The organism is Methyloversatilis sp., from assembly GCF_030698125.1.
Taxonomy (GTDB): Bacteria; Pseudomonadota; Gammaproteobacteria; order Burkholderiales; family Rhodocyclaceae; genus Methyloversatilis.
The window spans coordinates 26,080-52,497 of sequence record NZ_JAUYNV010000004.1; the positions used below are offsets into that span (position 1 = coordinate 26,080).

The 26,418-nt window shown below is 65.3% G+C and carries 29 protein-coding genes; 19 read left to right on the forward strand and 10 right to left on the reverse strand.

Annotated features, from left to right (window positions below):
* Positions 1–13: 13 nt before the first annotated feature.
* Positions 14–970: a diguanylate cyclase gene (locus tag Q8Q80_RS00780; RefSeq protein WP_305631098.1), complete on the forward strand. Its 957-nt coding sequence runs from the start codon at positions 14–16 to the stop codon at positions 968–970.
* A gap of 272 nt (positions 971–1,242) precedes the next feature.
* Entirely contained in the window at positions 1,243–3,114 is a 1,872-nt protein-coding gene (locus Q8Q80_RS00785; RefSeq protein WP_305631099.1) for a hypothetical protein, read from the forward strand.
* Positions 3,115–3,256: 142 nt separating this feature from the next.
* Here the strand turns inward: Q8Q80_RS00785 and gloB are convergent, their stop codons facing one another.
* Positions 3,257–4,018, reverse strand: coding sequence for a hydroxyacylglutathione hydrolase (gloB, locus tag Q8Q80_RS00790; protein WP_305631100.1), 762 nt, complete (start codon positions 4,016–4,018; stop codon positions 3,257–3,259).
* A 77-nt stretch (positions 4,019–4,095) separates the two neighbouring features.
* Here gloB and Q8Q80_RS00795 point away from each other — a divergent pair, with 77 nt between their 5' ends.
* The 4 genes from Q8Q80_RS00795 to Q8Q80_RS00810 all read left to right on the forward strand — a co-directional run bounded on the left by Q8Q80_RS00795 (position 4,096) and on the right by Q8Q80_RS00810 (position 7,247).
* Positions 4,096–4,842, forward strand: a complete 747-nt coding sequence (locus Q8Q80_RS00795; protein WP_305631101.1) for a class I SAM-dependent methyltransferase — start codon at positions 4,096–4,098, stop codon at positions 4,840–4,842.
* A 14-nt stretch (positions 4,843–4,856) separates the two neighbouring features.
* Positions 4,857–5,294, forward strand: a complete 438-nt coding sequence (rnhA, locus tag Q8Q80_RS00800; protein ID WP_305631102.1) for a ribonuclease HI — start codon at positions 4,857–4,859, stop codon at positions 5,292–5,294.
* A 64-nt stretch (positions 5,295–5,358) separates the two neighbouring features.
* Complete coding sequence (gene dnaQ, locus Q8Q80_RS00805) at positions 5,359–6,078, forward strand: DNA polymerase III subunit epsilon (RefSeq protein WP_305631103.1); 720 nt, start codon at positions 5,359–5,361, stop codon at positions 6,076–6,078.
* A 134-nt stretch (positions 6,079–6,212) separates the two neighbouring features.
* Positions 6,213–7,247, forward strand: a complete 1,035-nt coding sequence (locus Q8Q80_RS00810) for an isocitrate/isopropylmalate dehydrogenase family protein (protein WP_305631104.1) — start codon at positions 6,213–6,215, stop codon at positions 7,245–7,247.
* Positions 7,248–7,429: 182 nt separating this feature from the next.
* Here the strand turns inward: Q8Q80_RS00810 and Q8Q80_RS00815 are convergent, their stop codons facing one another.
* From Q8Q80_RS00815 to Q8Q80_RS00835, 5 genes are all read right to left on the reverse strand, one after another.
* Entirely contained in the window at positions 7,430–8,713 is a 1,284-nt protein-coding gene (locus tag Q8Q80_RS00815) for a cytochrome c (protein WP_305631105.1), read from the reverse strand.
* The gene (locus Q8Q80_RS00820) at positions 8,710–9,459 is read right to left on the reverse strand and encodes a c-type cytochrome (RefSeq protein ID WP_305631106.1); all 750 of its coding nucleotides are present in this window, start codon (positions 9,457–9,459) and stop codon (positions 8,710–8,712) included. The genes Q8Q80_RS00815 and Q8Q80_RS00820 overlap by 4 nt, the downstream gene beginning before the upstream one ends.
* A 102-nt stretch (positions 9,460–9,561) precedes the next feature.
* Entirely contained in the window at positions 9,562–10,050 is a 489-nt protein-coding gene (locus tag Q8Q80_RS00825) for an adenylyltransferase/cytidyltransferase family protein (protein ID WP_305631107.1), read from the reverse strand.
* Positions 10,050–10,880 (reverse strand): ferritin-like domain-containing protein, encoded by an 831-nt coding sequence (locus Q8Q80_RS00830; RefSeq protein WP_305631108.1) that lies wholly within the window; start codon positions 10,878–10,880, stop codon positions 10,050–10,052. The genes Q8Q80_RS00825 and Q8Q80_RS00830 overlap by 1 nt, the downstream gene beginning before the upstream one ends.
* Before the next feature lie 216 nt (positions 10,881–11,096).
* Positions 11,097–12,047 (reverse strand): MerR family transcriptional regulator, encoded by a 951-nt coding sequence (locus Q8Q80_RS00835; protein ID WP_305631109.1) that lies wholly within the window; start codon positions 12,045–12,047, stop codon positions 11,097–11,099.
* Positions 12,048–12,211: 164 nt separating this feature from the next.
* Between Q8Q80_RS00835 and Q8Q80_RS00840 the strand changes: the two genes are divergently transcribed.
* From Q8Q80_RS00840 to Q8Q80_RS00880, 9 genes are all read left to right on the forward strand, one after another.
* Positions 12,212–12,412 carry a hypothetical protein gene (locus tag Q8Q80_RS00840; protein WP_305631110.1) on the forward strand — a complete coding sequence of 67 codons (201 nt, stop codon included), beginning with the start codon at positions 12,212–12,214 and terminating at the stop codon, positions 12,410–12,412.
* A gap of 43 nt (positions 12,413–12,455) precedes the next feature.
* A complete protein-coding gene (locus tag Q8Q80_RS00845; protein WP_305631111.1) occupies positions 12,456–12,947 on the forward strand; it encodes a glutathione peroxidase in 492 nt (163 codons plus the stop codon).
* Between the two features lie 105 nt (positions 12,948–13,052).
* Entirely contained in the window at positions 13,053–14,336 is a 1,284-nt protein-coding gene (locus Q8Q80_RS00850) for an NAD(P)/FAD-dependent oxidoreductase (protein WP_305631112.1), read from the forward strand.
* On the forward strand, positions 14,336–15,103 hold the full coding sequence (locus tag Q8Q80_RS00855; RefSeq protein WP_305631113.1) for a DUF1365 domain-containing protein: 768 nt from the start codon (positions 14,336–14,338) through the stop codon (positions 15,101–15,103). Before Q8Q80_RS00850 ends, Q8Q80_RS00855 begins: the two co-directional genes overlap by 1 nt.
* Entirely contained in the window at positions 15,100–16,314 is a 1,215-nt protein-coding gene (locus Q8Q80_RS00860; protein ID WP_305631114.1) for a cyclopropane-fatty-acyl-phospholipid synthase family protein, read from the forward strand. Before Q8Q80_RS00855 ends, Q8Q80_RS00860 begins: the two co-directional genes overlap by 4 nt.
* The gene (locus tag Q8Q80_RS00865) at positions 16,314–16,838 is read left to right on the forward strand and encodes a chalcone isomerase family protein (RefSeq protein WP_305631115.1); all 525 of its coding nucleotides are present in this window, start codon (positions 16,314–16,316) and stop codon (positions 16,836–16,838) included. The genes Q8Q80_RS00860 and Q8Q80_RS00865 overlap by 1 nt, the downstream gene beginning before the upstream one ends.
* Positions 16,835–18,115: an MFS transporter gene (locus Q8Q80_RS00870; protein ID WP_305631116.1), complete on the forward strand. Its 1,281-nt coding sequence runs from the start codon at positions 16,835–16,837 to the stop codon at positions 18,113–18,115. Before Q8Q80_RS00865 ends, Q8Q80_RS00870 begins: the two co-directional genes overlap by 4 nt.
* Positions 18,116–18,120: 5 nt before the next feature.
* Positions 18,121–18,663 carry a DUF3833 domain-containing protein gene (locus Q8Q80_RS00875; RefSeq protein WP_305631284.1) on the forward strand — a complete coding sequence of 181 codons (543 nt, stop codon included), beginning with the start codon at positions 18,121–18,123 and terminating at the stop codon, positions 18,661–18,663.
* On the forward strand, positions 18,663–19,442 hold the full coding sequence (locus Q8Q80_RS00880) for an SDR family oxidoreductase (RefSeq protein WP_305631117.1): 780 nt from the start codon (positions 18,663–18,665) through the stop codon (positions 19,440–19,442). Before Q8Q80_RS00875 ends, Q8Q80_RS00880 begins: the two co-directional genes overlap by 1 nt.
* Before the next feature lie 18 nt (positions 19,443–19,460).
* On the opposite strand, the gene Q8Q80_RS00885 is transcribed toward Q8Q80_RS00880, so the two are convergent.
* A complete protein-coding gene (locus tag Q8Q80_RS00885; RefSeq protein ID WP_305631118.1) occupies positions 19,461–20,177 on the reverse strand; it encodes a hypothetical protein in 717 nt (238 codons plus the stop codon).
* Positions 20,178–20,214: 37 nt separating this feature from the next.
* Here Q8Q80_RS00885 and aroC point away from each other — a divergent pair, with 37 nt between their 5' ends.
* The gene (gene aroC / locus Q8Q80_RS00890; protein WP_305631119.1) at positions 20,215–21,384 is read left to right on the forward strand and encodes a chorismate synthase; all 1,170 of its coding nucleotides are present in this window, start codon (positions 20,215–20,217) and stop codon (positions 21,382–21,384) included.
* 7 nt (positions 21,385–21,391) lie between these two features.
* Here aroC and Q8Q80_RS00895 read toward each other — a convergent pair whose 3' ends face one another.
* The gene (locus Q8Q80_RS00895) at positions 21,392–22,018 is read right to left on the reverse strand and encodes a YbhB/YbcL family Raf kinase inhibitor-like protein (RefSeq protein WP_305631120.1); all 627 of its coding nucleotides are present in this window, start codon (positions 22,016–22,018) and stop codon (positions 21,392–21,394) included.
* Between the two features lie 13 nt (positions 22,019–22,031).
* Positions 22,032–23,570, reverse strand: a complete 1,539-nt coding sequence (gene murJ / locus Q8Q80_RS00900) for a murein biosynthesis integral membrane protein MurJ (protein WP_305631121.1) — start codon at positions 23,568–23,570, stop codon at positions 22,032–22,034.
* Positions 23,571–23,711: 141 nt separating this feature from the next.
* On the opposite strand from murJ, the gene rpsT reads away from it, so the two are divergent.
* Complete coding sequence (rpsT, locus tag Q8Q80_RS00905; RefSeq protein ID WP_257080127.1) at positions 23,712–23,984, forward strand: 30S ribosomal protein S20; 273 nt, start codon at positions 23,712–23,714, stop codon at positions 23,982–23,984.
* Between the two features lie 194 nt (positions 23,985–24,178).
* Here the strand turns inward: rpsT and Q8Q80_RS00910 are convergent, their stop codons facing one another.
* A complete protein-coding gene (locus Q8Q80_RS00910; RefSeq protein ID WP_305631122.1) occupies positions 24,179–24,574 on the reverse strand; it encodes a DUF3579 domain-containing protein in 396 nt (131 codons plus the stop codon).
* Between the two features lie 21 nt (positions 24,575–24,595).
* Here Q8Q80_RS00910 and Q8Q80_RS00915 point away from each other — a divergent pair, with 21 nt between their 5' ends.
* Both Q8Q80_RS00915 and Q8Q80_RS00920 read left to right on the forward strand, forming a co-directional pair.
* Entirely contained in the window at positions 24,596–24,952 is a 357-nt protein-coding gene (locus tag Q8Q80_RS00915; protein WP_305631123.1) for a hypothetical protein, read from the forward strand.
* Between the two features lie 277 nt (positions 24,953–25,229).
* On the forward strand, positions 25,230–26,417 hold the full coding sequence (locus tag Q8Q80_RS00920; RefSeq protein ID WP_305631124.1) for an aspartate aminotransferase family protein: 1,188 nt from the start codon (positions 25,230–25,232) through the stop codon (positions 26,415–26,417).
* The last annotated feature ends 1 nt before the right edge of the window (position 26,418 follow it).

The window sequence follows — 26,418 nt, forward strand, 5'->3', positions numbered from 1 at the left end:
AAAGGGTATGTCCATGAAAGCGCTGATCATTGAAGATTCCCAGACGGGGCTTGCCGTCATCAGTCAGCATCTCGAACGGATGGGCATACTGCCCATTGCCGCCACCGACGGCGAAGCCGGTATTGCCGCTTTTCGCGAGCACAACCCGGACATCGTGCTGCTCGACGTCGTGCTGCCGGGCATCGACGGCTACGAGGTCGCGCGACGCATCCGCGCCATCGAGCAGTCGGGCGAATGGACACCCATCCTCTTTCTGACCGCTCGTACCGCCGACACCGATCTGGTGCAGGGCATCACTGCGGGCGGAGACGACTACCTGTTCAAGCCGGTCAGCGAAGTCGTCCTTGCGGCCAAGGTGCGCGCCATGCAGCGCATCCTGCAGATGCGCTATTCGCTGGTGGTGCTGACACGCAAGCTCGACGCCGCCAATCAGGAACTGACCCGGCTGAGTTCGCTCGACGGGCTGACCGGGTTGGCCAACCGCCGCCAGCTCGACGAAACCATCATGCGTGAATGGCGGCGCGCGGCGCGCTACAAGCGGCCGATCGCACTGGCGCTGGTCGATGTGGACAATTTCAAGCAGTACAACGACACCTACGGTCACCTCGCCGGTGACGAGTGCCTGAAGAACGTCGCGAATGCATTGCTCGCGGTGTCGCGCCGACCGAGTGATCTGGTTGCGCGCTATGGCGGCGAGGAATTTGCGCTGGTGCTGCCGGAGACCGATCTGGGCGGTGCTCGCCGCGTTGGCGAGGGGCTGTGCGACGCGATCCGCGCGCTCGGCATCGAACATCGTGCCGTGCCGGGCGGCAAGTTGACCATCAGTGTCGGCGTTGCCAGCACGACACCCGGGCAGGAAAGCGGCGGCCCGCGAAGCCTGCTTGCAGAAGCAGACTTCGCGCTCTATTCCGCCAAGTCCGGTGGTCGTGACCGCGTCGGCTTCAAGGTGCCGGAAGTCGCGTTGGAGTGATCGGGTACGTTGTGCCCGTCTCGGGACACCGCACCATCCATATTGCAGGTCAAGCTGAACCGTCGCCGACGCACGGGCAACGTCATCCTCAGGGGCACCATGACATATTTCTCGGCGGGTGTTGCGGGCGAGGTGGTTGCGGTTCGCAGCGGCTGCTACGGTTCAAAGGGTGACTTCATCATGGAGTGGTAATCATGGACGCCTGCTTTTCGAACCGAGCCGTTCGGTCACAGCGCCGTCAGCACACTCCGCGGTCAGGACGTTCTGCAGCCTTGACCCTGCTTGTGTGCGGCGCTGCGGCGTGGGCGTCGGCGACGGCGCAGACGACCGTGCCCAGTGGTCAGCAGGTCGATAAGTTCGGGGCGGTCGATCTGGGCGTGCTGTCGATGGAGGGCGGCACGATCATTTTTCGGGACGGCTTTTTCGGACCCTCAACCGCAACAAACGCTGTGCTCGCCAATGGCTGGATTGCCGCTGCGGGTTACTCGGCCCGGGTCGAATTTCGAGGAGACACCGCCGTCCCGGGCGCAAGCTATGGCGTCTCGTTTCCGACCGACGGCATGTACATCGCGGCCAGCGATGCCGAGGACCTGTTTCCGCTCGATGCGATCAACAAGGGTCAGTTTTTCCAGACGGGCAACGGCCAACTGACGCTGGGTGGCGGTGCGCGTTTCGTCAATGATGTTTTTTCGACTTACTGGATCCAGAACGATCTGGGCATGGTTCGAACTTCCGATCTTGCGCGGTCGTCTTTCGTGAACCGGAGCGGGTCGGTGATCAAGGCGTCCGGTACCGGAACGAGCGTATTCGCGCTGCCGGTGCAGCACGATGGCGGCAAGTTCGAGACATGGTCGGGCACGCTTCACCTGGCCGCCGGTGGATACCACGACACCGCCACCTTCTACGCCGACGGGCTTGGCGGCAACCCGAGCACGTACGGTATTTCCTTCGCGGGCTCCCATGTGTTTACCGGTATCACCACGACGGAGACCGGTGGTCTGCTGCTGAACCAGCGCAGCCGCATCGCTCTGGTGCGAGGCGGGAACTTTGATGTCGCGGAGTGGCGGCAGCACGCAGTTTTTCTCGTCGACGGGTTTCAGAGCCGCATCGAGATCGGGCCCGACGCGACGCTGCACAACACCGGAACATTGGTGACGGCGGGCGGTGGTGCGTTGGTGGCGATGGGGGCAGGATCGTCGCCACTCGCCAGTCCAGGCCGTGGCCAACTGATCAACGAAGGCTTTTTTACGGGCGTGCTGCTGGGCAGCCGCGAGTCCGGCCCCTGTTCGAACGATCGATTCGGCGACACCTGCGTGATCAACGTCCGCAACGCGCGGGGGGGCGAAATGACCTTTCTTCCGGTGCCGGAAGACGATCCGCTTTTTCCTGATAACGCCTCCGATTACAACGCGGTCGGCGTCTTCGAGAACGCCGGTCGCGTGCGCGTCCCCGGAATTGTCGAACCTCTCAACGGCATCGCGACGGTGGTGGATGCGGACGCCTTCATCCAGGATCGGCAGGGCGTCGCCACGCTGTTCAACACGCCCGAACTGGTGATCGATCCGGATGGTGAGCTGCGCGTCGGCAGCTTCAGCCAGCTCGAAGGTGACACGGTGGTCAATGGGCGGCTGACTGGCGATCAGATCGAGTTCCTGGGCGGCACGCTCAGCGGCACCGGGAGGATAGGCTACGGCTCCGGCGGCTTCAACAGCGCCATTGCAACGGGTGCCGTTACCGTCGGGCCGGGCAACTCGCCCGGCATCCTCACCATCGACGGCAACCTCGATGCGAACGGCACGATCTTCGACATCGAAATCGGCGGTCGCCTCGCGGGCATCGAATATGACCAGCTGGTCGTACTGGGTCAGGCGAATCTCGTAGACAGCGTTGTGAACCTGCGCTTCATCGATGGCTTCGTTCCCGATCAGGGCGACGTGTTCGAATGGCTGGTCGCTGATCCGCCGTTCTCCGGTCCGGCGCCGCTGACGGTCCATGTCTTCAGCGACCTGGCCGTGATCGAAGGCGAAACCGACGGTCGCAGGTTCTATGTCAATGCCGTCACTGCGGTGCCGCTGCCGCCTGCCGCCTGGCTTTATGGAGCCGGGCTTCTGATGGTCGGTTGCCTGGCCCGGCGCAGACGATGATCTCCGCCTGAGGCTGACCTGATCCAGCGAGGCAAGCGGTTTTCGCGTCGAGGACAGTGACCTGCCTGGCGACCCTTAGGTCTGGCCAGGACACAGTTCGATCGGCCAGACTCCGGACCAGGTTTGGCCGCTCCGCACCCCGCTAGAGCCCGTTCTTCCACTCCCGCAGGACCGCGAACACCTCGACCGGGCTTTTCAGTTCGCGGCCGGCGTGCGCTTCGGCCGCGCGAATGACCGCTGCCTCGCGCACGCGCAGGAAGGGGTTGGTGGCCAGTTCTTCGGCCAGTGCGAACGGCACGCTGGGCTGGCCGGCGGCCCGGAGCTTCGCAACGCGGCGGGCGCGGGCGATCAGCGCCTGGTTGTCCGGTTCGACCGCCAGTGCGAAGCGCAGATTGGATTCGGTGTATTCGTGCGCACAGTAGATCTGCGTGTGCAGCGGCAACGAGGCGATGCGCGACAGCGAATGCCACATCTGCTCGGCGGTGCCTTCGAACAGTCGGCCGCATCCGGCGGCGAACAGCGTGTCGCCGCAGAAAAGTGCATCGCCGCCATACCACGCGATGTGGCTGCGCGTGTGGCCGGGCACTTCGAGCACGCTGAGGGCGACGCCCAGCCAGGGCAGGTCGATGCGCCGGCCCTCCGCCACCGGATCGGTCACTTCGGCAATGCGCTCGTCCGCGGGCCCGTAGACGCGTGCGCCGGTGCGACGCACCAGTTCGGCGACGCCGCCGATGTGGTCGCTGTGGTGGTGGGTGATCAGGATGGTGTCGAGCGTCAGGTGGTGCCGGTCGAGTGCGGCGAGCACCGGTGTGGCGTCACCCGGGTCGACCGCCAGCGCGCGTGTTCCGTTTGCGACCAGCCAAAGATAATTGTCGCCAAACGCGGGTATCGGATATATCTTCATCCGCCCGATTCTGGCGTGACGTTGGCGCAATGACAATGCGTCGCCTGCACGCGCGACGATTCACCGCCCCGAAAAACATGTCGATTCCCGGTTTGCACGAATGGCTGGATACCCCGCAGGGACAGTACGTCCAGCGCTGGGAGCACGCGCAGGTCGACCTGCTGTTGGCGGATGTATTCGGTTACAACGCGGTACAGATCGGCCTGCTGCAGCACGACTATCTGCGCGCCAACCGGATGCCGTTCAAGCTGTACAGCGACGATGCGCACTCCGGCACGAAGCCGGCGCTGGTGTGCGATCCGGTGCATCTGCCGTTTCCCGCCACCAGCGTCGATCTGGTAGTGCTGCCGCATGTGCTCGAATTTGCTGCCGACCCGCACGCCGTGCTGCGTGAGGTCGAGCGCGTGCTGGTACCGGAGGGACAGGTGCTGGTGACCGGCTTCAACCCGTTCAGCCTGTGGGGCGCACGGCGGCGCCTGCAGGAACGCGAGCCCTTTCCGTGGAATGGTGACTGGCTGTCGGTGCCGCGCCTGCGCGACTGGTTCAAGCTGCTCAGCCTGGACACGCAGGCGGGCTGTTTCGGTTGCTATCGCCCGCCGGTACGCAGCGAAAAATGGCTGGCACGCTGGAGCTTCATCGAATCCGCCGGGGACCGCTGGTGGCCGTTTCTGGGAGGCGCCTACGTACTGCAGGGCGTCAAGCGGGTGCATGGCATGCGCCTCATCACGCCGCAATGGAGCGACCGCCGCGCCGCCGCGCGAGCCGTGGCCAGCGTCGGCAGCGCCAATCGCAATACCGTGCCGGACCGCAAGTTCGGCACCTGAACCTGGAGCAAGCCTTGGACGACGTGATCATCTACACCGACGGTGCCTGCAGCGGCAACCCCGGCCCGGGCGGCTGGGGCGCGCTGCTCAAGTGCGGCGCCGTAGAGCGCGAACTGTCGGGCGGCGAGCGCGCGACCACGAACAACCGCATGGAACTGATGGCGGTGATCGAGGCGCTCAACGCACTGAAGAAGCCGGTGCGCGCCGTGGTGTATACCGATTCGCAGTATGTGCAGAAGGGCATCAGCGAGTGGATACACGGCTGGAAGCGCAAGGGCTGGAAGACGGCGGGCGGCGATCCGGTCAAGAACGTCGACCTGTGGCAGGCGCTTGACGCGGCGGCACGGGTGCATGAAGTCGAGTGGAAGTGGGTCAAGGGCCACGCCGGTCACCCGGAAAACGAGCGCGCCGACCGGCTGGCGCGCGACGCGATTCCTTTGCGCGGCGCGTAAGCGTGACGGCTGGCTGTAGAATGCGCGGCGCTGCAGTCCGACCTGTTTCCAGACTTCCCTTCCAATGAAACGCCAGATCATCCTCGACACCGAAACGACCGGACTGGAATGGCAGAACGGCGACCGGCTGATCGAAATCGGCTGCGTCGAAATGGTGGGTCGCAAGCGAACCGGCAGGCAACTGCACCGCTTCGTCAATCCGGAGCGCGAGGTGCCGGAAGGGGCCGTCGCCATTCACGGCATCACGACCGACTTTCTCGCCGACAAGCCGAAATTCCGCGATGTGGCGGCGGAATTCGTCGATTTCGTGCGCGACGCCGAACTGGTCATCCACAATGCCGCATTCGACGTCGGTTTCATCGACAACGAACTGAACCTGATCGGGCTGCCGCTGCTGCGCACGATCACCAGCGGCCCGCCGATCGACACCGTGCGCATGGCGCGCGACATGTTCCCCGGCAAGCGCGCCAATCTCGATGCACTGTGCGAGCGCTTCGGCATCGACAATACGCATCGCGAATTCCACGGCGCACTGCGCGACGCCGAACTGCTGGTCGAGGTGTATCTGGCGATGACGCGTGGTCAGGAAAGCCTGATCATCGATCTCGAACCGGATGCCGCAACGGTGCGCAGTGCCGGGCCGACGCGCGTTTCCGGTGCATTGCGTCGCGTGCTGGCGAGTGACGCCGAGCGGGCCGAACATGAACGCGTGCTGGCCGAGATCGACAAGGCCAGCGGCGGCGCCACGGTATGGCGCGCCATCGAGCCGGTCGCGCCGGCATGAACATCGGGTCTGCCGGTACGTGCCGCCAGACCCTGCCGGGGCAGGTTTCTTGCTTCGGCCATTCCACATTTCCGGACGCTGCGCCAACCCGGCGCTGACGTCCGGCGATGCACAACCATGACAGGAGACCCCGAATGAGTGCGCACAAAATCCCCGCCACCCTGATACCCGGCGACGGTATCGGCCCCGAAATCATGGACGCCGCGCTGGCTGCGCTGGACGCCGTCGGTGCGCCGTTCGAATGGGATACGCAGCCGGCCGGCATGGGCGCGCTCAAGACGCACGGTGACCCGCTGCCGGAGGCGACGCTGGAAAGCATCCGCCGCACCCGGCTCGGCCTGAAGGGCCCGCTGGAGACGCCGGTCGGCGGCGGCTTCCGCTCGATCAACGTGCGTCTGCGCGAGGCGTTCAAGCTGTACGCCAACATCCGTCCGGCGCGCACGCTGATCCCGGGTGGCCGCTACGACAACATTGATCTGATCGTCTGCCGCGAAAACCTCGAAGGCCTGTACATGGGCTATGAGCACTTCATCCCGATCGAGGGCGACCCGCACGCGGTGGCCATGTCGACCGGTGTGAACACCCGTCAGGGCGCGCGCCACATTCTCGAATACGCGTTCGAACACGCGATCGCGCTCGGCCGCAAGAAGGTGACCGTGGTGCACAAGGCCAACATCATGAAGGCGCTGACCGGCATCTTCCTGGAGACCGCCGAACAGATGTACGAAGAGCGCTACAAGGGCCGCATCGAGTTCGAACAGGTCATCGTCGACGCCTGCTGCATGAAGCTGGTGATGAATCCGTGGCAGTTCGACGTGCTGGTGACCACCAACCTGTTCGGCGACATCCTGTCCGACCTGACGGCAGGTCTGGTCGGTGGCCTGGGCATGGCACCGGGCTCGAACATCGGTGCCGACGCGGCGATCTTCGAGGCGGTGCATGGCTCCGCGCCGGACATCGCCGGCAAGGGCATCGCCAATCCGACCGCACTGGTGCTGGCGTCCGCGTTGATGCTTGACCATGTGAATCTGCAGGAAAAGGGCGACGTCATCCGCAAGGCAGTGTCGGATACGCTCAATATCGATAATGTGCGCACCGGCGATCTCGGCGGCAAGGCGACGACGAAGCAATACACCGACGCCCTGGTCGCGCGCATCCGCAACAGCTGATCGCGGTCGGGGCTGACGCGGTAGCGGCGTCCTCGCTGCAATAGGCATGGCGGCGGTTCCCTTGGCGCGCGGCCGCCTCGCCGCGATCGTGCCGCGACCATCGTTGAGCAGCGTGCGCATCGCGGCGGGGACGCCGTCCCACAGGGGCTCCTCCCGCAGTCATGGCCCGTGGGGCCATGCACTCAGCGCAGATTGCCGCGGTAGCGCTGCACATCGATCACGCTGACCGGGCTTGCAGTGTTGCTCCAGCTGCTGCGGATGTGTGACACGACCAGCGCGATGTCTTCGTCGCTCAGACTGGCGGCGAACGGGGGCATGCCGAACGGACGCGGATTGCCCTGTGTGGCGGGGGCGAAGCCGCCGCCGAGGACGATGCGCAGCGGATTGGCCGGCGGGTCCAGCGTCACCGCGCGGTTGCCGTCGAGCGCCGGATAGATGCGGCCGGATCCTTCGCCCTGCTCGCCGTGGCAATTCGCGCAGTGGTCGGCGTACAGCAGGGCGGCGCGGGCGCGCTGCGCGTCGTCCAGCGCGACAGCCCGGCCGGTCGCTGCCGCAGAAGACGTCGCAGGCAACGCCTGCAGATAGGTCGCCATCGCGTCCAGATCGCCGGCGGACAGATATTGCGTGCTGCCATACACCACCTCGGCCATCGGCCCGGCGACCGACGCGTCGTGCGTGATGCCGTCGCGCAGCAGTGCGATGACGTCGTCGCGTTTCCAGCCCTGCACGCCCGCCTCGTGCGGTGAGCCCAGCGACGGCGCATACCAGTTCTGGCCTGCCATCAGTCCGCCGGCCAGCTTGTCCGCGTCTTCGCTGGCGCCCAGCGCGTTGCGCGGTGCGTGGCACGCGCTGCAGTGGCCGAGCCCCTGAACCAGATAGGCGCCGCGGTTCCAGTCTGCGGACTGCGACGCGTCGGCCTGGAACACGGCCGGCTTGAAATACAGCGCCCGCCAGGCGGCCAGCGCGGTCTGCGAGTCGTACGGGAAGCGCAGCACGTGCGGCCGGCTGGCTTGCCGGGTCGCGGGCAGCGTCTGCAGATAGGCCCACAACGCATCCGAATCTTCGCGCGTGACATGGGTGTAGCTGGTGTAGGGAAAGGCTGGATAGAGCAGACGGCCGTCGCGCGAGCGACCTTCGTGCAGCGCCCGCCAGAATTCGTCGGAAGTCCAGCGGCCGAGACCGGTGTCGGGGTCGGGGGTGAGGTTGGTCGTGTAGAAGGTGCCGAACGTGGTGTTGATGGCGCGCCCGCCGGCCCAGGGTGTGCCGCCGCGTGCGCTGTGGCAGGCCATGCAGTTGCCGGCGCGTGCCAGATACTCGCCGCGTGCGACGAGTTCAGTCGATGGTGCAGCGACGCGGGATGCGTTGGCAATCGCGGGCGTGTCCGGACCGGCGTCACGACCGGTCGTCCACCAGACCAGTGCAGCCAGCAGCGCCAAAAGCGGAAGGATCAGTGCGGCGCGTTTCATCGTGCGGCGCCCCCGGCTGTCTGCGCGGCGGGCACGCCTCCGCAGCGTATCGGCAGGTCGCGCGCCGGCCTGGCAGCGGGTCTGGCACCGGCCGGCACTGTCTGTGCAGCCAGCCACTGCGATACCGCGCCGATGTCGTCCGCGCTCAGTTGCTTGACGATCTGTGCCATGCAGTCCGGCGCGTGTGCCTGGCGGATGCCGCTTTTCCAGGCGCTCAGCTGGGCGGCCAGATAGTCGCGCGGCAGGCCGATCAGGCCCGGAATCGCGGGCGCGACGCCCATCAGTGCGTCGCCATGGCAGCTGGCGCAGGCCGGCAGGTCACGTGCTGCGTCGCCCTCGCGCACCAGTTTTTCGCCGCGGGTGAGCGCCGCGTTCGGGCCCATGGCGCGGACGGCCGGGTAGGGCAGGTCGAGCGCGGCGAAGTGGTCGGCCATGTCGCGCAGGTAGTCGTCGCCGAGCGTCTGCAGCAGTTCGGACATCAGCGGGTACTGGCGGCGACCGTCGCGGAAGTTCAGTAGCTGGTTGTGCAGATAGCCGGCCGGCTTGCCGGCGATGCGCGGGTAATAGCCGTCCGGGCCGGCGCGACCTTCGGCGCCGTGACAGCCGGTACAGGCGAGTACGCGCTGCGCCAGCGTGTCTTCGACGAGGGGTGCAGCGAGAGCCGAAAAAGAGAAAAGTGCGCAGCAGGTGAGCAACAAGCGCTGCATCGGCAGACGGGCGGGGCGGGATGCAAACAGACGTTTCATCGGGGCGGGTGGAGCAGGCAGGCAGGAGGCGGAAAAGCCGGATGATAAGGGCCGCGCCCCGGTATGCACGGTTATGGTGCGATGCCGCACCCGCCGCCGCGATCAGAGCCCACGGATTTTCTGCAACAGTGCGCTGGTCGAGCGCTCGTGCTCGAAAGCGATCGATTCGACCCGGCCGCCCCACGCCAGCACCTCACGTGCGCCGACGATGCGGTCGATCGGCCAGTCTCCGCCCTTGACCAGCACCTCGGGACGACAGGCAAGGATGAGATCGAGCGGGGTATCGGCGTCGAACCAGGTGACCAGACTGACTGATTCCAGCGCCGCGATCACGGCTGCGCGATCTTGCAGCGGATTGACCGGGCGGTCATCGCCTTTGCCCAGCCGGCGCACCGAGTCATCGGAGTTCAGCGCCACGATAAGCGAGCCACCGAGCGCACGCGCCTGTGCCAGGCAGGTCACGTGACCGCGATGCAGGATGTCGAAACAGCCGTTGGTGAATACCCGAGATACGGGCAGCTCGGCCGCGCGCGCCGACAGGTCGGCCGGCGCGCACAGTTTGCCCTCGAAGGCCGGTGTGCCGCCCTCCATCAAGCGGTCGTGGCGAACTGCTTGCGGAAGCGGTTCAGGTCGCTGACGGTCTTGAAGCTCTCGCCGAACAGCGAACCGAGATTGCGCAGGATGCCGCCGATGACGCGCGCTTCGCAATCCTTGTCGAAGCGGATCTGCTGGTCCAGCCAGTGCTCGAGCCAGTCCGGGTCGGGCAGGCGGGACTGTATCGTGTCGCGCGGATACAGCGCCTTGCTGACGTGCAGGTTGGTCGGATGCAGCGGCTTGCCGGCGCGCCCGCTGGCCGCCATCAACATGCCGATCTTGGAAAACGCCGCGCGCGCCGTGTCGCCGGTGCGCTCGATCGCACGCTTCATGTACTTCAGATAGGCGCCACCATGCCGCGCCTCGTCGCGCGACAGCAGATTGTAGATGTGCTTGATGACCGGCTCGGTGTGCCATTCCGACGCACGGCGATACCACTGGGTCAGCCGCACTTCGCCACAGAAATGCAGCATCAGCGTTTCAAGCGCCGGTGCCGGATCGAATTCGAAGCGCACCTCGTGCAGTTCCTGCTCGGTCGGCGCCAGGTCGGGCCGGAACCTGCGCAGGTACTCGAGCAGTACCAGCGAATGCTTCTGTTCCTCGTAGAACCACACCGACATGAAGGCGCAGAAGTCGGAATCGTCGCGGTTGTCGCGCAGGAACATTTCGGTTGCCGGCAGCGCGGACCACTCGGTGATGGCATTCATCTTGATGGTCAGCGCCTGTTCGTCCGACAGCAGCGACGCGTCGAAGCCGTCCCAAGGCACGTCCTTGTCCATGTCCCAGCGGGCGGATTCGAGTGACTTGAACAGTTCAGGGTAGAGCATGGGCGGGCTCCTCGGGAAAACGCCATTTTACGCGAGCACAAGTCAGCATGATGAATGCTGTACGTGTACGACCGGTCAGATCAAACCACGTTCAGCCCGCTGCCGGTAAATGAAATAGGCGGATGAAAAGGGCGCTATCGAACCTGAGCGGCGTGCCCGGTGCATATTTCAGGAGAAAGTCCCGGCCGGATGACGTCCGCCCGGTGAGTCCGCGCGTCAGTTGAGGGCGGCGATGGACGCACCGGGCAGCCGGGCCGCGCGCCACCGCGCCAGCGCGTCGGGCACGCTCCGGATGGCACCAATCACGGATACGCCGGGGATGCCGGCCAGTCGCTCGTGCGCCCCTGCGCCACCGACCCAGATGTCCACCGTGTCCGGAAGTGATTCACGCAGGGTACGAACGCCGGCGAGTGCCTGGCGCAGCGGATAGGCAGCGCTGAAGGACAGCGCCACGATGTCGGCCGCCGAGGTGATGGCCGATGTGCGGATGTCGGTCAGCGGCATGCGGGGCCCGAGCGAACAACACTGCGCGCCTTCGGATGCAAGCATCACCTCCACCATCAGCAGTCCGAGACCATGTTCCTCTTCCGGCAATGTGGTCAGCAGCACGCGCGGCGGCGTGGCCGGCCGGGTGTAGCTGGCGAGGGTACCTCGCAGGAAGCTCTGCACCTGCTCGGTGTAGAAGTGTTCTTCCGGCACGCCCAGTTCGCCGCGTAGCCAGGCTTCGCCGATGACCACGTTGAGGGGCGCGACAAGGTCCGACACCAGCCCCTGCAGACCTCTTTCGAGCAGGCTGCGCTGGAACAGGTTGCGCAGTGCGGGTACATCGTGACGCCGTATCGCCGCGAGTACGTCTTCCGTCGGTACGCCACCATCCGGCGCGACCGGCCCGCCTGCGCCGCGTTCAGCTTCGATAATCCGCTGTAGTTCCGCCTCGCTGGCGGCCAGCAGCTTGCCCGGCCGCCACCCTTGATCGAGCAATCTGCGTATCAGGCGCAACCGATTGACGTCGTCAGACGTATACAGACGCTCGCCCGCTTCATCGCGAGCAGGCTGGGGGAATCCATAGCGCCTTTCCCACGCGCGCAACGTATCTTTGGGAAGGCCTGTTTCGCGTTCGACGGCGCTGATCGTCATTCGAGCCAGACCGTTGGCGTCATGTTTCATATTGTCCTGGACAAACTATTGACACAGCGTTCAATGCACCCTAGATTAAGAACATTAGATCGTTTTGTCCAGGACAAATTGGGGGGGTAATCATGAAGCACGCTGCTGTAGCGGGTTTGCTATTCGCCGTAACGGGTGCTTTCAGCAGTACATGCAATGCTCGCATGCCGGGCGCGGACGAACCGTCGGCCACCGCAAATCCGGCGCCGGTTGCGCTGGCTGTGCCAGCAAGAGCCGCGCACAAGGCGACGCCGAACGAAACGCTCATCCACCTGCATCGCGCGGTGACGGGCATCCACTTCCTGCCGTCGGCGTTTTCCGAAACGACGGTGCGCTGTTGTGAGCCCAGTCGTGCGTCGCGCTGACGGGTTTCTTGCTGCCGTTTTTACCCTGATGACCGGAGTCGCCATGGCCGAAGCCTGCCCGAACCTGCTTGATCGCTCGCTGCCCGGCCTGCTCGACGGCAAGCCGAGATCGCTGTGCGAATTCAGCGGTCGCGTGTTGCTTGTCGTCAATACCGCAAGTCGCTGCGGCTTTACCCGGCAGTACGAAGGCCTGGAAAAACTGCAGTCTCGCTTCGGCGCGCGCGGCCTGACCGTGCTGGGATTTCCGTCAAACGATTTCGGGAATCAGGAGCCGGGCAGCGACAAGGACATCGCAGAGTTCTGCAGCATGACCTACGGGGTCAAGTTTCCGATGTTTTCGAAGACTGCCGTGAAGGGTGCGCAGCGGCACCCCTTTTACGCCGACCTCACGCGTCTGACTGGCGTCGAACCGGCATGGAATTTCCACAAGTATCTGATCGCGAGAGATGGCAGCACGATCACGGCGTTTCCGAGCAATGTGGCGCCGGAATCGCCCGAAATGATCGCTGCCATAGAGGCCGCGCTGGCGCGTTGATGTGGATGTCCATTTTCCGTTAATTGGTTGTGTCAATGTAAAGTTACGCTTTGCTTCCGCGTTGTGTTACGGCCGCATCTCACCCAGGGCGGTTCCAGGAGAGTTATGAGAATTGCAGTCGTGGGTTCCGGAATTTCCGGACTCGCAGCCGCATGGCTGCTGTCGCGCGAACACCAGGTCACCCTGTTCGAACAGCACGACCGTCTCGGCGGTCACTCGAACACGCTTGATGTCGAACTGGATGGCGTGCGCCATCCGGTGGACACCGGTTTCATCGTATTCAACCGGGCGACCTATCCGCACCTGTGCGGCCTGTTCGCTCATCTGGGCGTGGACATCGCGGACAGCGAAATGAGCTTCGGCGTCAGCCTGCGCGACTCCGGCATCGAATGGAGCGGCAGCAGCCTCGCCACGGTGTTCGCCCAACCGGCGAATCTCGCCCGGCCAAAGTTCTGGCGGATGTTGCAGGACATCATGCGCTTCAACAGCGAAGTGACCGAGCGGGCCGCCAACGGCAGCGCCGAGCACCTGTCGCTCGGTGAGTTTCTGGTGAAGCATCGCTACAGCGAGTCCTTCCGGGACTGGTATCTGCTGCCGATGGCGGCAGCGATCTGGTCCTGCCCGACCCGTACGATGATGGCCTACCCGCTCGCCACGTTTGCCCGCTTCTGCCACAACCACGGATTGCTGCGCGTGAATGACCGACCTCAGTGGCTCACCGTACGCGGTGGTTCGCGTGAGTACGTGAAGAAACTGGCTGCGCTGTTGTCGGACGTGCGGCGCGGTGCGGCCGTCACCCGTGTGCGCCGGACCGAAGAGGGCGTGTGGATCGATGCGGAGGGCGCCTCGACCTGCTTCGATCAGGTTGTGATGGCCAGTCATTCCGATGAGTCACTCGTTCTGCTGGGTGAAGCAGCGACGCCTGCCGAACAGCGGCTGCTTGGCGCCATACGCTACCAGTCCAACCATGCGGTGTTGCACACGGACACGCAGTTGTTGCCGCGCAACCGGCGCGTCTGGTCAGCGTGGAATTACCTGGCGGGCGAGGGCGCGCCCGACGAGCGGCCAGTCAGCGTGTCCTACCTGATGAACCGCCTGCAGCCGCTGCCGTTCAGGCACCCTGTCGTGGTGACTCTGAACCCGTTCATCCAGCCCGATCCGGCCAGCGTGATCGCGCGCATCGAATATGCGCACCCGCTGTTCGATGGCCCGGCGATCGATGCGCAGCAACGGCTGCCCGAAATACAGGGCCGCGACCGCATATGGTTCTGCGGCGCCTGGACCGGCTACGGTTTTCACGAGGACGGCCTGTCGTCCGCGGTGCGCGTGGCGCGGCAGCTCGGTGCCGACGTGCCCTGGCAACGCAGCGAACCGGTGCTGGCCGCGTGATGATGGCGAGCGACGTCAGCCTGTGCCGCGGCGCAGTCATGCACGAGCGGACCGCACAGGTCCGTCGCCGCTTCGCGTATCAGTTGTTCTTCATGCGTTTTCGTCTCGACACGCTGGGCAAGTCGAAGATTCCGATGCTTGCACTGAACCGCTGGGCGCCGTTGTCGCTGCACTACCGCGATCACGGTGCGCGCGACGGATCGCATCCGCTGCCCTGGATACGCGCATTGCTGGCGCAGGAGGGGCTGGCCGGCGTTGATGGGGAAGTCGTCCTGCAAACCATGCCGCGGCTGTTCGGTTATGTGTTCAACCCGGTCAGCTTCTGGTTCTGTCACGACGCCGACGGTGCCTTGCGCGCCGTGCTGTGCGAGGTCAGCAACACCTTCGGCGAACGCCATGCCTACCTCGTGGCGCATGACGACCGCCGCCCCATCCTGAATGGCGAGTGGCTGGAAACACGCAAGGTGTTTCACGTGTCGCCCTTCTTTCCGGTCAGCGGTTCCTATCGCTTCCGTTTCGATCAGCGCGACACCCAGCATGCGGTCGCGATCGACTACTTCGAAGGCGCAGAACGGCAGTTGCGCACGCGTGTCTCGGGGCGCGCCGTGCCGATGAGCCGCGCCGTGGCGTGGCGTGCGCTGGCGGCTTTTCCGCTGATGACGCTGGGTGTGATCGCGCGCATTCATATCCAGGCTTTTCACCTGTGGCGGGCGAATGTGCCCTTTTTCAGAAAACCGCCTCCTCCAGTACAGGAATTGACCCGATGAACCAACCGGATGCCCTCATCGCGCTTGCGCGACACGGAAAGCTTCCATCGGCCGCGCGCCACGTATTCAAACTGCTCGAACGCATCGAGCACGGCTGGCTGATGATGTCGCTGCCGGACGGCGAAATGGTGTCTTTCGGCGGCCGGGGCGAGCCGGTCGAAATGCGCGTTCTCGACTGGGGTGTATTCGACCGCGTGATCGCCCGCGGCGACATCGGTCTTGGCGAGGCGTGGTTCGACGGACTCTGGGACACCGACGAGCTCGGCCGCGTGCTGACGCTGTTCGCGCAGAACCGCGACGCGCTGCAGCGCGCGGTGCACGGCAACCTGCTCGCGCTGGTGTTTGCGCGCATGCGTCATCTCGGCCGCGCGAATACGCGACGTGGCAGCCGCCGCAACATCGTCGCCCACTACGATCTGGGCAATGAGTTCTACGGTCTGTGGCTGGACGGCAGCATGACCTACTCGAGCGCGCTGTACGAAGGCGATACCCGACGCGATCTGGAAACGGCGCAGCTCGCCAAGTATCAGCGCATCGCGCGCGTGATGGGACTGTCGGCCGACGACAGCGTGATCGAGATCGGTTGCGGCTGGGGTGGTTTTGCCGAGGTCGCGGCGCAGCGTGCCGGTGCGCGCGTGCATGGCGTGACCCTGTCTCCCGCACAGCTTGCATGGGCGCGACAGCGCGCCGAGCGCGGCGGCTATGCCGACCGCGCGACCTGCGAATTGCGTGATTACCGGGACTTGCGCGGCAAGGCGTCGCACATCGTATCGATCGAAATGCTCGAAGCCGTCGGCGAGCGCTGGTGGCCGACCTATTTCGCCAAGCTCGACAGCCTGCTGGCGTCCGGCGGGCAGGCGGTGATCCAGACGATCAGCATCGCCGACGACCTGTTTGCGCGTTACCGTAAAGGCACTGACTTCATCCAGCAGCATATTTTCCCGGGCGGCATGCTGCCCTCGCCCAGCGTGTTCGTGCAGCAGGCGGAGAAGGTCGGCTTGCAGGTGCGCGACGACTTCCGCTTCGGGCTTGATTACGCGCTCACGCTGGCACGCTGGCGCGCCACCTTCGAAGCGCGCACCGACGCCTTGCGCGCGCTGGGTTTCGATCGTCGCTTCCAGCGGCTGTGGCGCTTCTATCTGGCGTATTGCGAAGCCGGTTTCCGTGCCGGTTCGATCGATGTTCATCAATTTCATCTGGAGAAAACCTGATGCGCCGAATGCTTGCCTTGTTGTTGATGGTCGCCGGCATCGCGTCCGCCCAGCCTCTGGCGGGGGCCGGCGACGTGTTGCCCGACCTGAAACCGCTCGGCAAGGGTGAAATGCGCTGGTTCGGCTTCAAGCTGTACGACGCCTCGCTGTGGGCCAGCGGCGGCAGCTATTCGCCGGACGGCGGTTTTGCGCTGAGCCTCCGCTACGCTCGTTCGTTCGAAGGCTACAAGCTGGCCGAAGCCAGCATCGATGAGATCAAGCGCCTGGGCGAACGCGACAAGAAGCTTCTGGCGCGCTGGAAGGACATCCTCACTGGCGTATTTCCAGACGTGAAGGAAGGCGATGTGCTGACCGGCGTGAAGATGCCGGACGGCAGCGCACGCTTCTTCCATCAGGGCGTCGAACTGCCAGCCATCGAAGACAGGGCGTTGTCCGATGCCTTCTTCGCCATCTGGCTTGACGCCCGCACCCGCGAGCCGAAGCTGCGCGCCCGTCTGCTGGCCGAATCGCTCCCGTCCAGTTGAGATCGGCCCGCCTGTTTGCCTATGGCGTGCTCGGTGCGCCGCTGGCCGCCGCGGCACTGCCCATCTACGTACACATTCCGAAGCTGTACGCCGACAGCTTCGGCGTATCGCTGACCGTGCTGGGCATCGTGCTGTTCGCCGCGCGTCTGCTCGACGCGCTGGTCGACCCGCTGATTGGCGCGGCCAGTGATCGCGCGCGGGGCCGCCGTCGCCTGGTGTGGATGGGCTTGCTGCCGCTGGCGCTCGGGTTGCTTGCGCTGGTGCGTCCGGCCGAAGGCGCCGATCCGGTGTTCTGGCTGATCGGTGCGCTGGCACTGGTCTATGCCGGCTACAGCATCAGCACCATCAATTATTACGCCTGGGGCGCCGAACTGTCGGCGACGCCGGCTCTGGGCACCCGGCTTGTCGCGGTGCGCGAAGGTTGTGCGCTGGTCGGTGTCGTGGCGGCGTCCATCGCGCCGGGCTTGCTGTCGCCGGATGCGGCACAGGGTCTGTGGCAGGCGGTGCTGTACTGGCTGCCGCTGCTGGCGGTGAGTGCTGTCATCACGCTGTTCGCCGTGCCGGAGGCGAGCCGCGTGCAGCCGATGGGGCACGAGCCGTTGCGTGCAGTGCTGGGCGAGGTGCTGCGGAACAGGCGCTTCCGTCGCCTGCTCGCGGTGTTTGCGCTCAATGGCATCGCGTCGGCGATTCCGGCCACCCTGGTGTTGTTCTTCATCGCCGACGTGCTCGGCGCAGCGGAGCGGGAAGGGCTGTTTCTCGCGCTGTACTTCGTCGCCGGCGTGCTGGCGCTGCCGCTGTGGACGCGCCTGTCGGACCGCTACGGTCGCGCGCGCAGCTGGGCTGCGTCGATGGTGCTCGCGATATCGGTCTTCGCATGGGCGTTCACGCTCGGCCCGGGTGACGACACGGCCTTCATGCTGATCTGCGCCGCATCGGGCATCGCGCTCGGTGCCGACCTCGCATTGCCGGCGGCGCTGGTGGCGGGCCTGGTCGGCCGGCGCGATGAGCCGCTGTCGGCTGGCGGCAGCTTCGGCGTGTGGAACTTCGTCACCAAGATGAATCTGGCGCTGGCAGCCGGTCTGGCGCTACCGCTGCTGGGCGTGCTCGGCTATCAGCCAGGCGCCACCGACGCCGATGCACGACTGGCGCTGGCCGCGGTCTATGGGCTGGTGCCGTTGGCGCTCAAGGCGGCCGCCTGCGTGCTTCTGTGGCGCCATGCGGACTGGCTGGAACCGGAAGTGGAAACCGAAGCGAATGACGGAGGACTGAAGTCGTGAGATCGATGTTGTGGCGGATGCGGGGCTTCATCGGTGCGCTGTGCGCCGCCGTGCTGGTGGCCGGGTGTGGTGGCGTGGCGGTCGATCGTTATGCAGGGCAGAAGCCCGCCATGGACCTGCGCACCTACTTCAACGGCACGGTCAATGGCTGGGGCATGTTCCAGGACCGCGGCGGCGAGGTGATCAAGCGCTTCACGGTGCGCATCGAGGCGCGCTGGGAAGGCGACACCGGCACGCTGGATGAACACTTCTCATGGAGCGACGGCACGACCAGCCGCCGCGTGTGGACCATCAGGGATCTGGGCAACGGCCGCTACACCGGCCGTGCCGACGACGTCGTCGGCGAAGCGACCGGCGAGGCAAGCGGCAGTGCGCTGCGCTGGCGGTATGTACTGGCGCTGCCGGTCGATGGCAGCGTCTACAACGTCGACTTCGACGACTGGATGTACATGATCGACGACAAGGTCATGCTGAACCGTTCGGCGATGAGCAAGTTCGGCATCCACCTCGGCGAGGTGACGCTGTCGTTCACCCGCGGCGCGCCCTGATGTTCGCGCCGCTGAATCCGCCGCTGACTGACTGGTCGGGCAAGCGCGTCTGGCTCATCGGCGCATCGTCCGGCATCGGCGAAGCGCTGGCGCGCCGGCTGATGGCCGACGGTGCCCGGGTGGCGTTGTCGGCGCGCAGTGCCGACAAGCTCGCGCAACTGGGTTCGCTGTCTCCCCTGGCCGTGGTGCTGCCGCTCGACGTGGCCGAACCCGACGCACTCGCGCATGCGGCCGCCACGCTCACCGCACGCTGGGGCGGCATCGATGCCGTGCTGTTCGTCGCCGCGCGCTATCAGGCGGTGCGCGCCTGGGAGCTGGATCCGGCGGACATCGACGCCACGCTCAACACCAATGTCGCGGCCGTCATGAAGGGCTGTGCCGCGGTGCTGCCCGGCATGCTCGCCGCGCAGTCGGGTGCGCTGGTCATCCTGTCCAGTGTGGCGGGTTATCGCGGCCTGCCCAAGGCCATCATCTACGGTGCGACCAAGGCGGCACTGATCAATTTCGCCGAAACGCTCTTCATGGACGTGCGGCCGCGCGGGCTCGGCGTGCATCTGGTCTGCCCCGGCTTCGTCGAAACGCCGCTGACCGCCCAGAACGATTTCAAGATGCCGGCCCTCATTTCCTCCGACGAAGCGGCGGGGCATATCCTGAACGGCCTCGCCCGCGGCGAGTTCCACATCCACTTTCCGCACCGCTTCACGCGCTGGCTGCTGCTGCTGCGACTGCTGCCCTACCGGATGTATTTCACCGCCGTGCGGCGGATGACCGGACTTTGACGCCCACCGACGCGGGGCTCAGCGCGCCTCGACCGTCGCGGCGGTGTCGTCCCGACGCATCGCAAGCCCCGCCAGCCAGTCCAGCGCGCAATAGAACGCACCGGCCGCGATCGGCGGATTGGCGGCGGTAAATGGCAGCCCCGGAACGAGCAGCGCCCAGGTCCAGTTGCCCATCGCCGTGCCGTACAGTTCCATCAGCAGCGCGAGTGCAAACATGGTGCCGTACAGCCGGGGTGACGGACCGTACCGGATGCACAGCAGGAAGAAGGCGAACAGCAGCAGGCTGATGGTGTCGGCCTCCAGCCATGCGAAGGACAGGACCAGACCGGCGCCCAGTGCCGGAACGGCGTCCGGCAGTGAAGCGGGCAGCCGCTCGGTGAGCCACATGCCGAGCGCGAACAGCAGCACATGGCCGGGCGGCACGAACAGCGGCAGATTGCCGAGCCGGTATTCGTACAGCCCCCAGACCAGCGCGAGCACGATTTCGCCGAAGGTTGCCCACGCCAGGCAGACCAGCCACAGCCGGCGATGGTCGGCATCGGCGCGCCAGCACAGCAGTCCGAACAGCATCCAGGTCCAGATGGACACCACCGGCTGTGCCCAGACGTAGGCCTGCCCGTCGAGCCACAGGCCAGCGACGATGGTCAGCACGATGATGAGGGCGAAGCGTTGTGTCATGGCGAGGCGGGTGCAGTCACGGGCGGTGTGCGCCGGAAAGGCGCGACCGGGGCGCATGGTAAACTCCGGGCCTTGAAAAATCGCGGGTTTTCCCATGTCCGGCAACACTTTGGGCACGCTGTTCTGTGTCACGTCCTTCGGTGAATCGCATGGCCCGGCCATCGGCTGTGTGGTCGATGGCTGCCCGCCGGGGCTGGCGCTGACCGCTGCCGACATCCAGCATGAACTTGATCGACGCAAGCCCGGCACATCGCGTCACGTGACGCAGCGGCGCGAGCCGGACGAAGTGGAAATCCTGTCCGGCGTGTTCGAAGGTATGACGACCGGCACGCCGATCGCATTGTTGATCCGCAATCAGGACCAGCGTTCGAAGGACTACGGCAACATCGCCGAAACCTTCCGCCCGGGTCACGCCGACTACGCCTACTGGCAGAAGTACGGCATCCGCGACCACCGTGGTGGCGGCCGTTCGTCGGCGCGCGAAACCGCGGTGCGCGTGGCGGCCGGCGCGATCGCGCGCAAGTGGCTGAAGGAGCGCCACGGCATCGACATCCACGGCTGGATGAGTCAGCTCGGCCCGCTGCGCATCAGCTACCGTGACCGTGCAGCCATCGCGGACAACCCATTCTTCGCCCCCGACGCGGCCATCGTGCCCGAACTCGAAGTGTTCATGGACACGCTGCGCAAATCCGGTGATTCCTGCGGCGCGCGCATCGATGTCATGGCATCCGGTGTGCCGGTTGGCTGGGGCGAGCCGGTGTACGACCGGCTTGATGCCGATATCGCGCACGCCATGATGGGCATCAATGCGGTCAAGGGTGTCGAAATCGGCGCCGGTTTTGCGAGTGTCGAGCAGCGCGGCACCGAACATTCGGACGAAATGTCGCCGCAGGGCTATCTGTCGAACAACGCCGGCGGTGTGCTCGGCGGCATTTCGACCGGTCAGGACGTGCGCGTGTCGATCGCCATCAAGCCGACGTCGAGCATCCGGCTCGACCGCCATTCGATCGACAAGGCGGGCAACCCGGTCATCGTCAACACGCACGGCCGTCACGATCCGTGTGTCGGCATCCGCGCGACGCCGGTGGCCGAAGCCATGCTGGCGCTGGTGCTGATCGACCATGCGCTGCGCCATCGCGCGCAGTGCGGCGACGTCGAATGCGCGACGCCGCGCATCGCCGCTGCGGCGCCGGCCGACGTGATCGCCGGCATCCGCGCGCAGCGCGACGCGGCGGTCGATGATCCGGAGCCGGACGAGGCCTGAGGGAACGTCAGCCGGTGACTGCCGGGTTCAGCGAGTAAACCCCGGTCAGCTTGGCTTCTCCGAGCACCCGGCCAGCCATGGCCTTGAGTGCATCGGCGGCGTTGAAACGCCCGTCGACCGGCAGCCGCTCGATGTCCAGCGCGTACAGCGTGAACACGTAGTGATGCAGGATTTCGTCATTCCACGGCGGGCAGGGACCGTCGTAGCCGTAGTAGTCGCCCTTCATCTGCTCGTCGCCGGCAAACCAGGCCGTATAGTCATTGATGCCCTGGCGCGTGCCGCGCGGTCCGGTCGGGCCCGGCTTGCCGCACGGCGTCACGTCGGACGAGAACTCGCCTTCGGCGATTTCCCCTGTCGGGGCGAGATCCACCAGCACCCAGTGCGAAAAATCGGTGCGCGGCAGACTGGCCGGCACGGTGCGCCCTTCCTGATTCACATCGTCCGGCCGGGTCGGTACGTCCGGGTCGTTGCAGATCAGCACCAGCGACCGCGTTCCGGTCGGCAGGCCGGACCACGCCAGATGTGGATTGCGGTTCGCGCCCAGGCAGACGTGGCCGGTGGCGGCCGGAATGCAGAAGGCGTTTTCGCCCGGAATGCGGCTGTTGTCTGCGAAGTTGTTGCTCGTCAGTTTCATACATGCCCTCCAGTCAGGATGTTGCGCGCCGCGAAAAGTCGCGCAGCCGGAAACCCAGTGCAAACAGCGTGGCGAAGTAGGCACCCGCGCCCGCCAGAACAATCCAGGTCAGGTTCAGGATGCGCGTCATCGTACCTGCGCGCAGCCAGTCGCCGGCCAGATCGGCGCTGACGTACAGCACGCCGCCCATGACGGCCAGCGCGACCAGGATCTTCAGCCAGAAAGCGGTCCATCCGGGTGCCGGCAGATAGGCGCCGATGCGCCGCAGGCCGCGATACAGCAGTGCGGCGTTGACCAGCGAAGCGAGACCGATCGACAACGCCAGCCCGGCATGCGCCAGCGGTTTGATGAAGGCAAGGTTCATCAGTTGCGTCAGCACCAGCACACCGAGTGCGATTTTTACCGGCGTGCGGATGTCCTGGCGCGAATAAAAGCCGGGCGCGAGCACCTTCACGAGGATCAGCCCTGTCAGGCCGATACTGTAGGCGACCAGTGCGTTGCGCGTCTGCAGCACATCGTGCGCCGTGAACTGGCCGTGGTGGAACAGCGTGGCCACCAGCGGCGTGGCGAGCAGGGCGAGCGCCAGCGCAGCGGGCAGCGTCAGCATCAGGGTCAGCCGCAGGCCCCAGTCGAGCAGGCCGGAAAATTCACCGGTGTTTCCGTCGGCGTGACTGCGCGACAGCGAGGGCAGCAGGATGGTACCCAGCGCCACGCCGAGCAGACCGGCCGGAAATTCCATCAGGCGATCGGCGTAATACAGCCATGACACCGATCCGCTTTCCAGGAAGGACGCGAAGATGGTGTTGATCAGCAATGAAATCTGCGACACCGACACGCCGAGGATGGCCGGCAGCATCAACTTGAAAACACGCCGCACGCCGGGGTCCTGCAGATCGAGCCTGATGCGCGGCAGCATGCCGATGCGCATCAGTGCCGGCACCTGCAGCGCCAGCTGCAATACGCCACCGATGAATACCGCCCAGGCGAGCGCCAGCACTGGCGGATCGAAGAAGGGCGCCGCGAACAGGCTCATGCCGATGAAGCTCAGATTCAGCAGCACCGGCGTGAATGCCGGTATCGCGAAGCGGCTGAAGGTGTTCAGCACGCCGCCGGCCATGGCCACCAGCGACATGAAAAGGATGTAGGGGAAGGTGATGCGGGTCAGCATGACCGTCAGGTCGAACTTTTCGGCGTCGGCCGCGAAGCCCGGGGCGGATATGTAGATCAGCCACGGCGCGCCGAAGATGCCGAGCAGCGTCACGCCGGTGACGATGAGCGCCAGCAGGGTCGCCACCCGATCGATCAGCGCCCGTGTATCGTCGGTGCCGCGCCGGTTGCGGTACTCGCCGAGAATGGGCACGAAGGCCTGCGAAAACGCACCTTCGGCGAACATGCGGCGCAACAGGTTGGGCAGGCGGAAGGCGACGAAGAAGGCGTCGGTCGCGGCGCCCGCACCAAAAGCGCGCGCGATGAAGAAGTCGCGTACGAAGCCGAGGATGCGCGACAGCAGTGTCATGCTGCTGACGGTCGCGAGTGCGCGGAGCAGATTCATCGAAAGAAGGCGATGCCGGGTCAGCGCGCACCTTACCAGAGCGCGCAGCGCGAACGTGCCTGCCGGGAGCTCGAAAGGGGGCTTGCGCCGCACTGTGAGCTTATGTATATTCGCGTGTTTTCCCGAACACGAGTTCGCAACATGGCCAATTCAGCACAAGCACGCAAGCGCGCCCGTCAGGCAAACGTTCGTCGCGATCACAACACGAGCCAGCGCTCTGAACTGCGCACGGCGATCAAGAATGTCCGCAAGGCGATTCTCGCCGGCGACAAGCAGGCCGCGCAGGCGATCTTCCTGAAGGCACAGACGACGATCGACAGCATCGCCGACAAGAACATCATTCACAAGAACAAGGCCGCTCGCCACAAGAGCCGCCTGTCCGGTGCGATCAAGTCGATGGCCGCAGCGGCCTGAGCCTCGATACGAATGAAAAAGCCGACCTTCGGGTCGGCTTTTTTGTTTTCTCCGGCAGCTTTTCCGGAGCAACGGTTTGAGGCGTCGGACGGGTCATCCGGATGATCGATCCGGAATTCATACGTTGTCGTGGATTCCCGCGCTCACTGTCCGTCCGCATTCCGGACGACGCAGGTCGATTGCGGCCATGCCCGTCAGGGCAGCGTGTCGCTGACCTGGTAGTCGACGCGCAAGCCGTTGTCGCGCGCGAAGTGCATCAGGAAGTTGTAAGCCAGCGGTTCGAGCTCATACAGCCGCGCATCGACGAAAACACACTTTTCCCCGGTGATCCAGCACCCTGGTCGCACAAATGGCGAGTAGCGCATCTTGCGCTGGCTGCCGAACGATGACATCACGCCGCACAGACGGTCGCACCAGTCGCTGGGTCGGAACGCCTTGCCATTCGCGGTGGCGCCGATGATGGTGAAACTGCGCGGAGCGCGGCTCCCGTCGCGCAACGCGTCATCGGCATGGCGTGTCGACAGGACTTCGTTCGCCGGTGAATCGGCAATCGATAAAGCTGCGGCTTCGAGGTGCGGTACGGCGCTCATATCGGATTTACGACCTGTGCAATGGAATTCTTGACCCGGGTCGCAGATGCGTGTGCCGGCAGGCAAAGCGAGTCAAACAAGAAATCCCTTAAAAAACAATCGGAACGAATTGTAAAGTTACCAACTAGTTTCTATACTCGCGCTATCTCCATGACGAGATTGCGATTTATGCTTAATTCACCCATGCGCGCTCACAAGGCAACGAAGCCTTCGACGGTGCGGTCTCCGGTAGCACGGTTCGGATTCAGCATTCGCACACGCAGCGGCGTGTTGATGGAGAACCTGAGCATTCCGGGTACGTCGGCCGACGATGCCGAACGCAAGCTGAAACAGATCTACATGGGTTGCTCGGTGCTAGCACGCTTTGTGCCAGACTGAGGTTGGCACGCCGTACCTGTCGGTGATCCGTTCCGGATCAAGGCGCTAGCGATGTTGTTGTCCGTTTCAGGCAGGTTGTGAAGCGGCGTGTCACCCGCGACCTTTGCTGCGCTGCAGTGACGATGTGCGCCGCACACGACGGTCTGGCGCTACACAGCGTGACGGCTTTGCACTAAAATCTCGGCTTGATCAAGCACGGCGGCGCGAGCCGCCGTGCTTTTTTCGTTTTCCGTAGTGCGCCTGACGGCACACTCGCCACGCGGTCGCGGAGCTTTCGATGACGCATCTGATGAATACCTACGGCCGGCAGCCGGTCGCCTTCACGCACGGCAAGGGCGCCCGCCTGTATGACGACGCCGGGCGCGAATATCTGGACGCGATGGCGGGCGTGGCGGTCAACACGCTGGGCCACGGCCACCCCGATCTGGTGCAGGCGATTTCCCGCCAGGCCGCCGAAATGATCCATTGCTCGAACCTCTACCGGGTGACCGCTCAGGAAGACCTGTCGGACCGTCTGGCCGCGCTGTCGGGCATGGACGAGGTGTTCTTCTGCAATTCCGGTTGCGAAGCCAATGAGGCCGCCATCAAGCTGGCACGCCTGTACGGTCATCAGCGCGGCGTCGAACTGCCGGGCATCATCGTCATGGAACACGCCTTCCACGGACGCACGCTGGCCACATTGTCGGCCACCGGCAACCGCAAGGTGCAGGCCGGGTTTGAGCCGCTGACGCCGGGTTTCTACCGGGTGCCGTTCAGCGACATCGAGGCAGTGCGCGCCATCGCCGAACACAACCGCAACGTCGTCGCCGTGCTGTTCGAGCCGGTGCAGGGCGAGGGCGGCATCCACCCGGCAGACCTCGCCTACATGCGCGAACTGCGCGTGCTGTGCGACCAGCATCAGTGGCTTTTCATGGTGGACGAGGTGCAGTGCGGCATTGGCCGCACCGGCAGCTGGTTCGCCTTTCAGCACGCCGGCATCGAGCCCGACGTGATGACGCTGGCCAAGGGTCTGGGTTCCGGTGTGCCGATCGGCGCCTGCCTGGCGCGCGGCCCGGCCGCCGGCGTGTTCAAGCCGGGCACCCACGGCTCGACCTTCGGCGGCAATCCGCTCGCCTGCGCCGCCGCGCTGACCACCCTCGAAGTGGTCGACCGTGACGATCTGCGGGGCAATGCGGTGCGCCAGGGCGATGCAATCCGCGCCGGTTTCGGGGCGGAGCTGCGGGACGTCGCAGGCGTCGTGGACATCCGCGGTGTCGGGCTGATGATCGGCATCGAACTTGATCGTCCCTGTGCCGCGCTGGTAGCGCTGGCACTGGAAGCCGGTTTGTTGATCAATGTGACGGCCGACACCACCATCCGTCTCGTGCCGCCGCTGATCTATTCCGATGCCGACAGTCAGGAACTGGTGCAGCGCCTGACGCCCCTCATCCGCAACTTTCTCGCGGGCGCCCAGCTCGCCGCCTGAC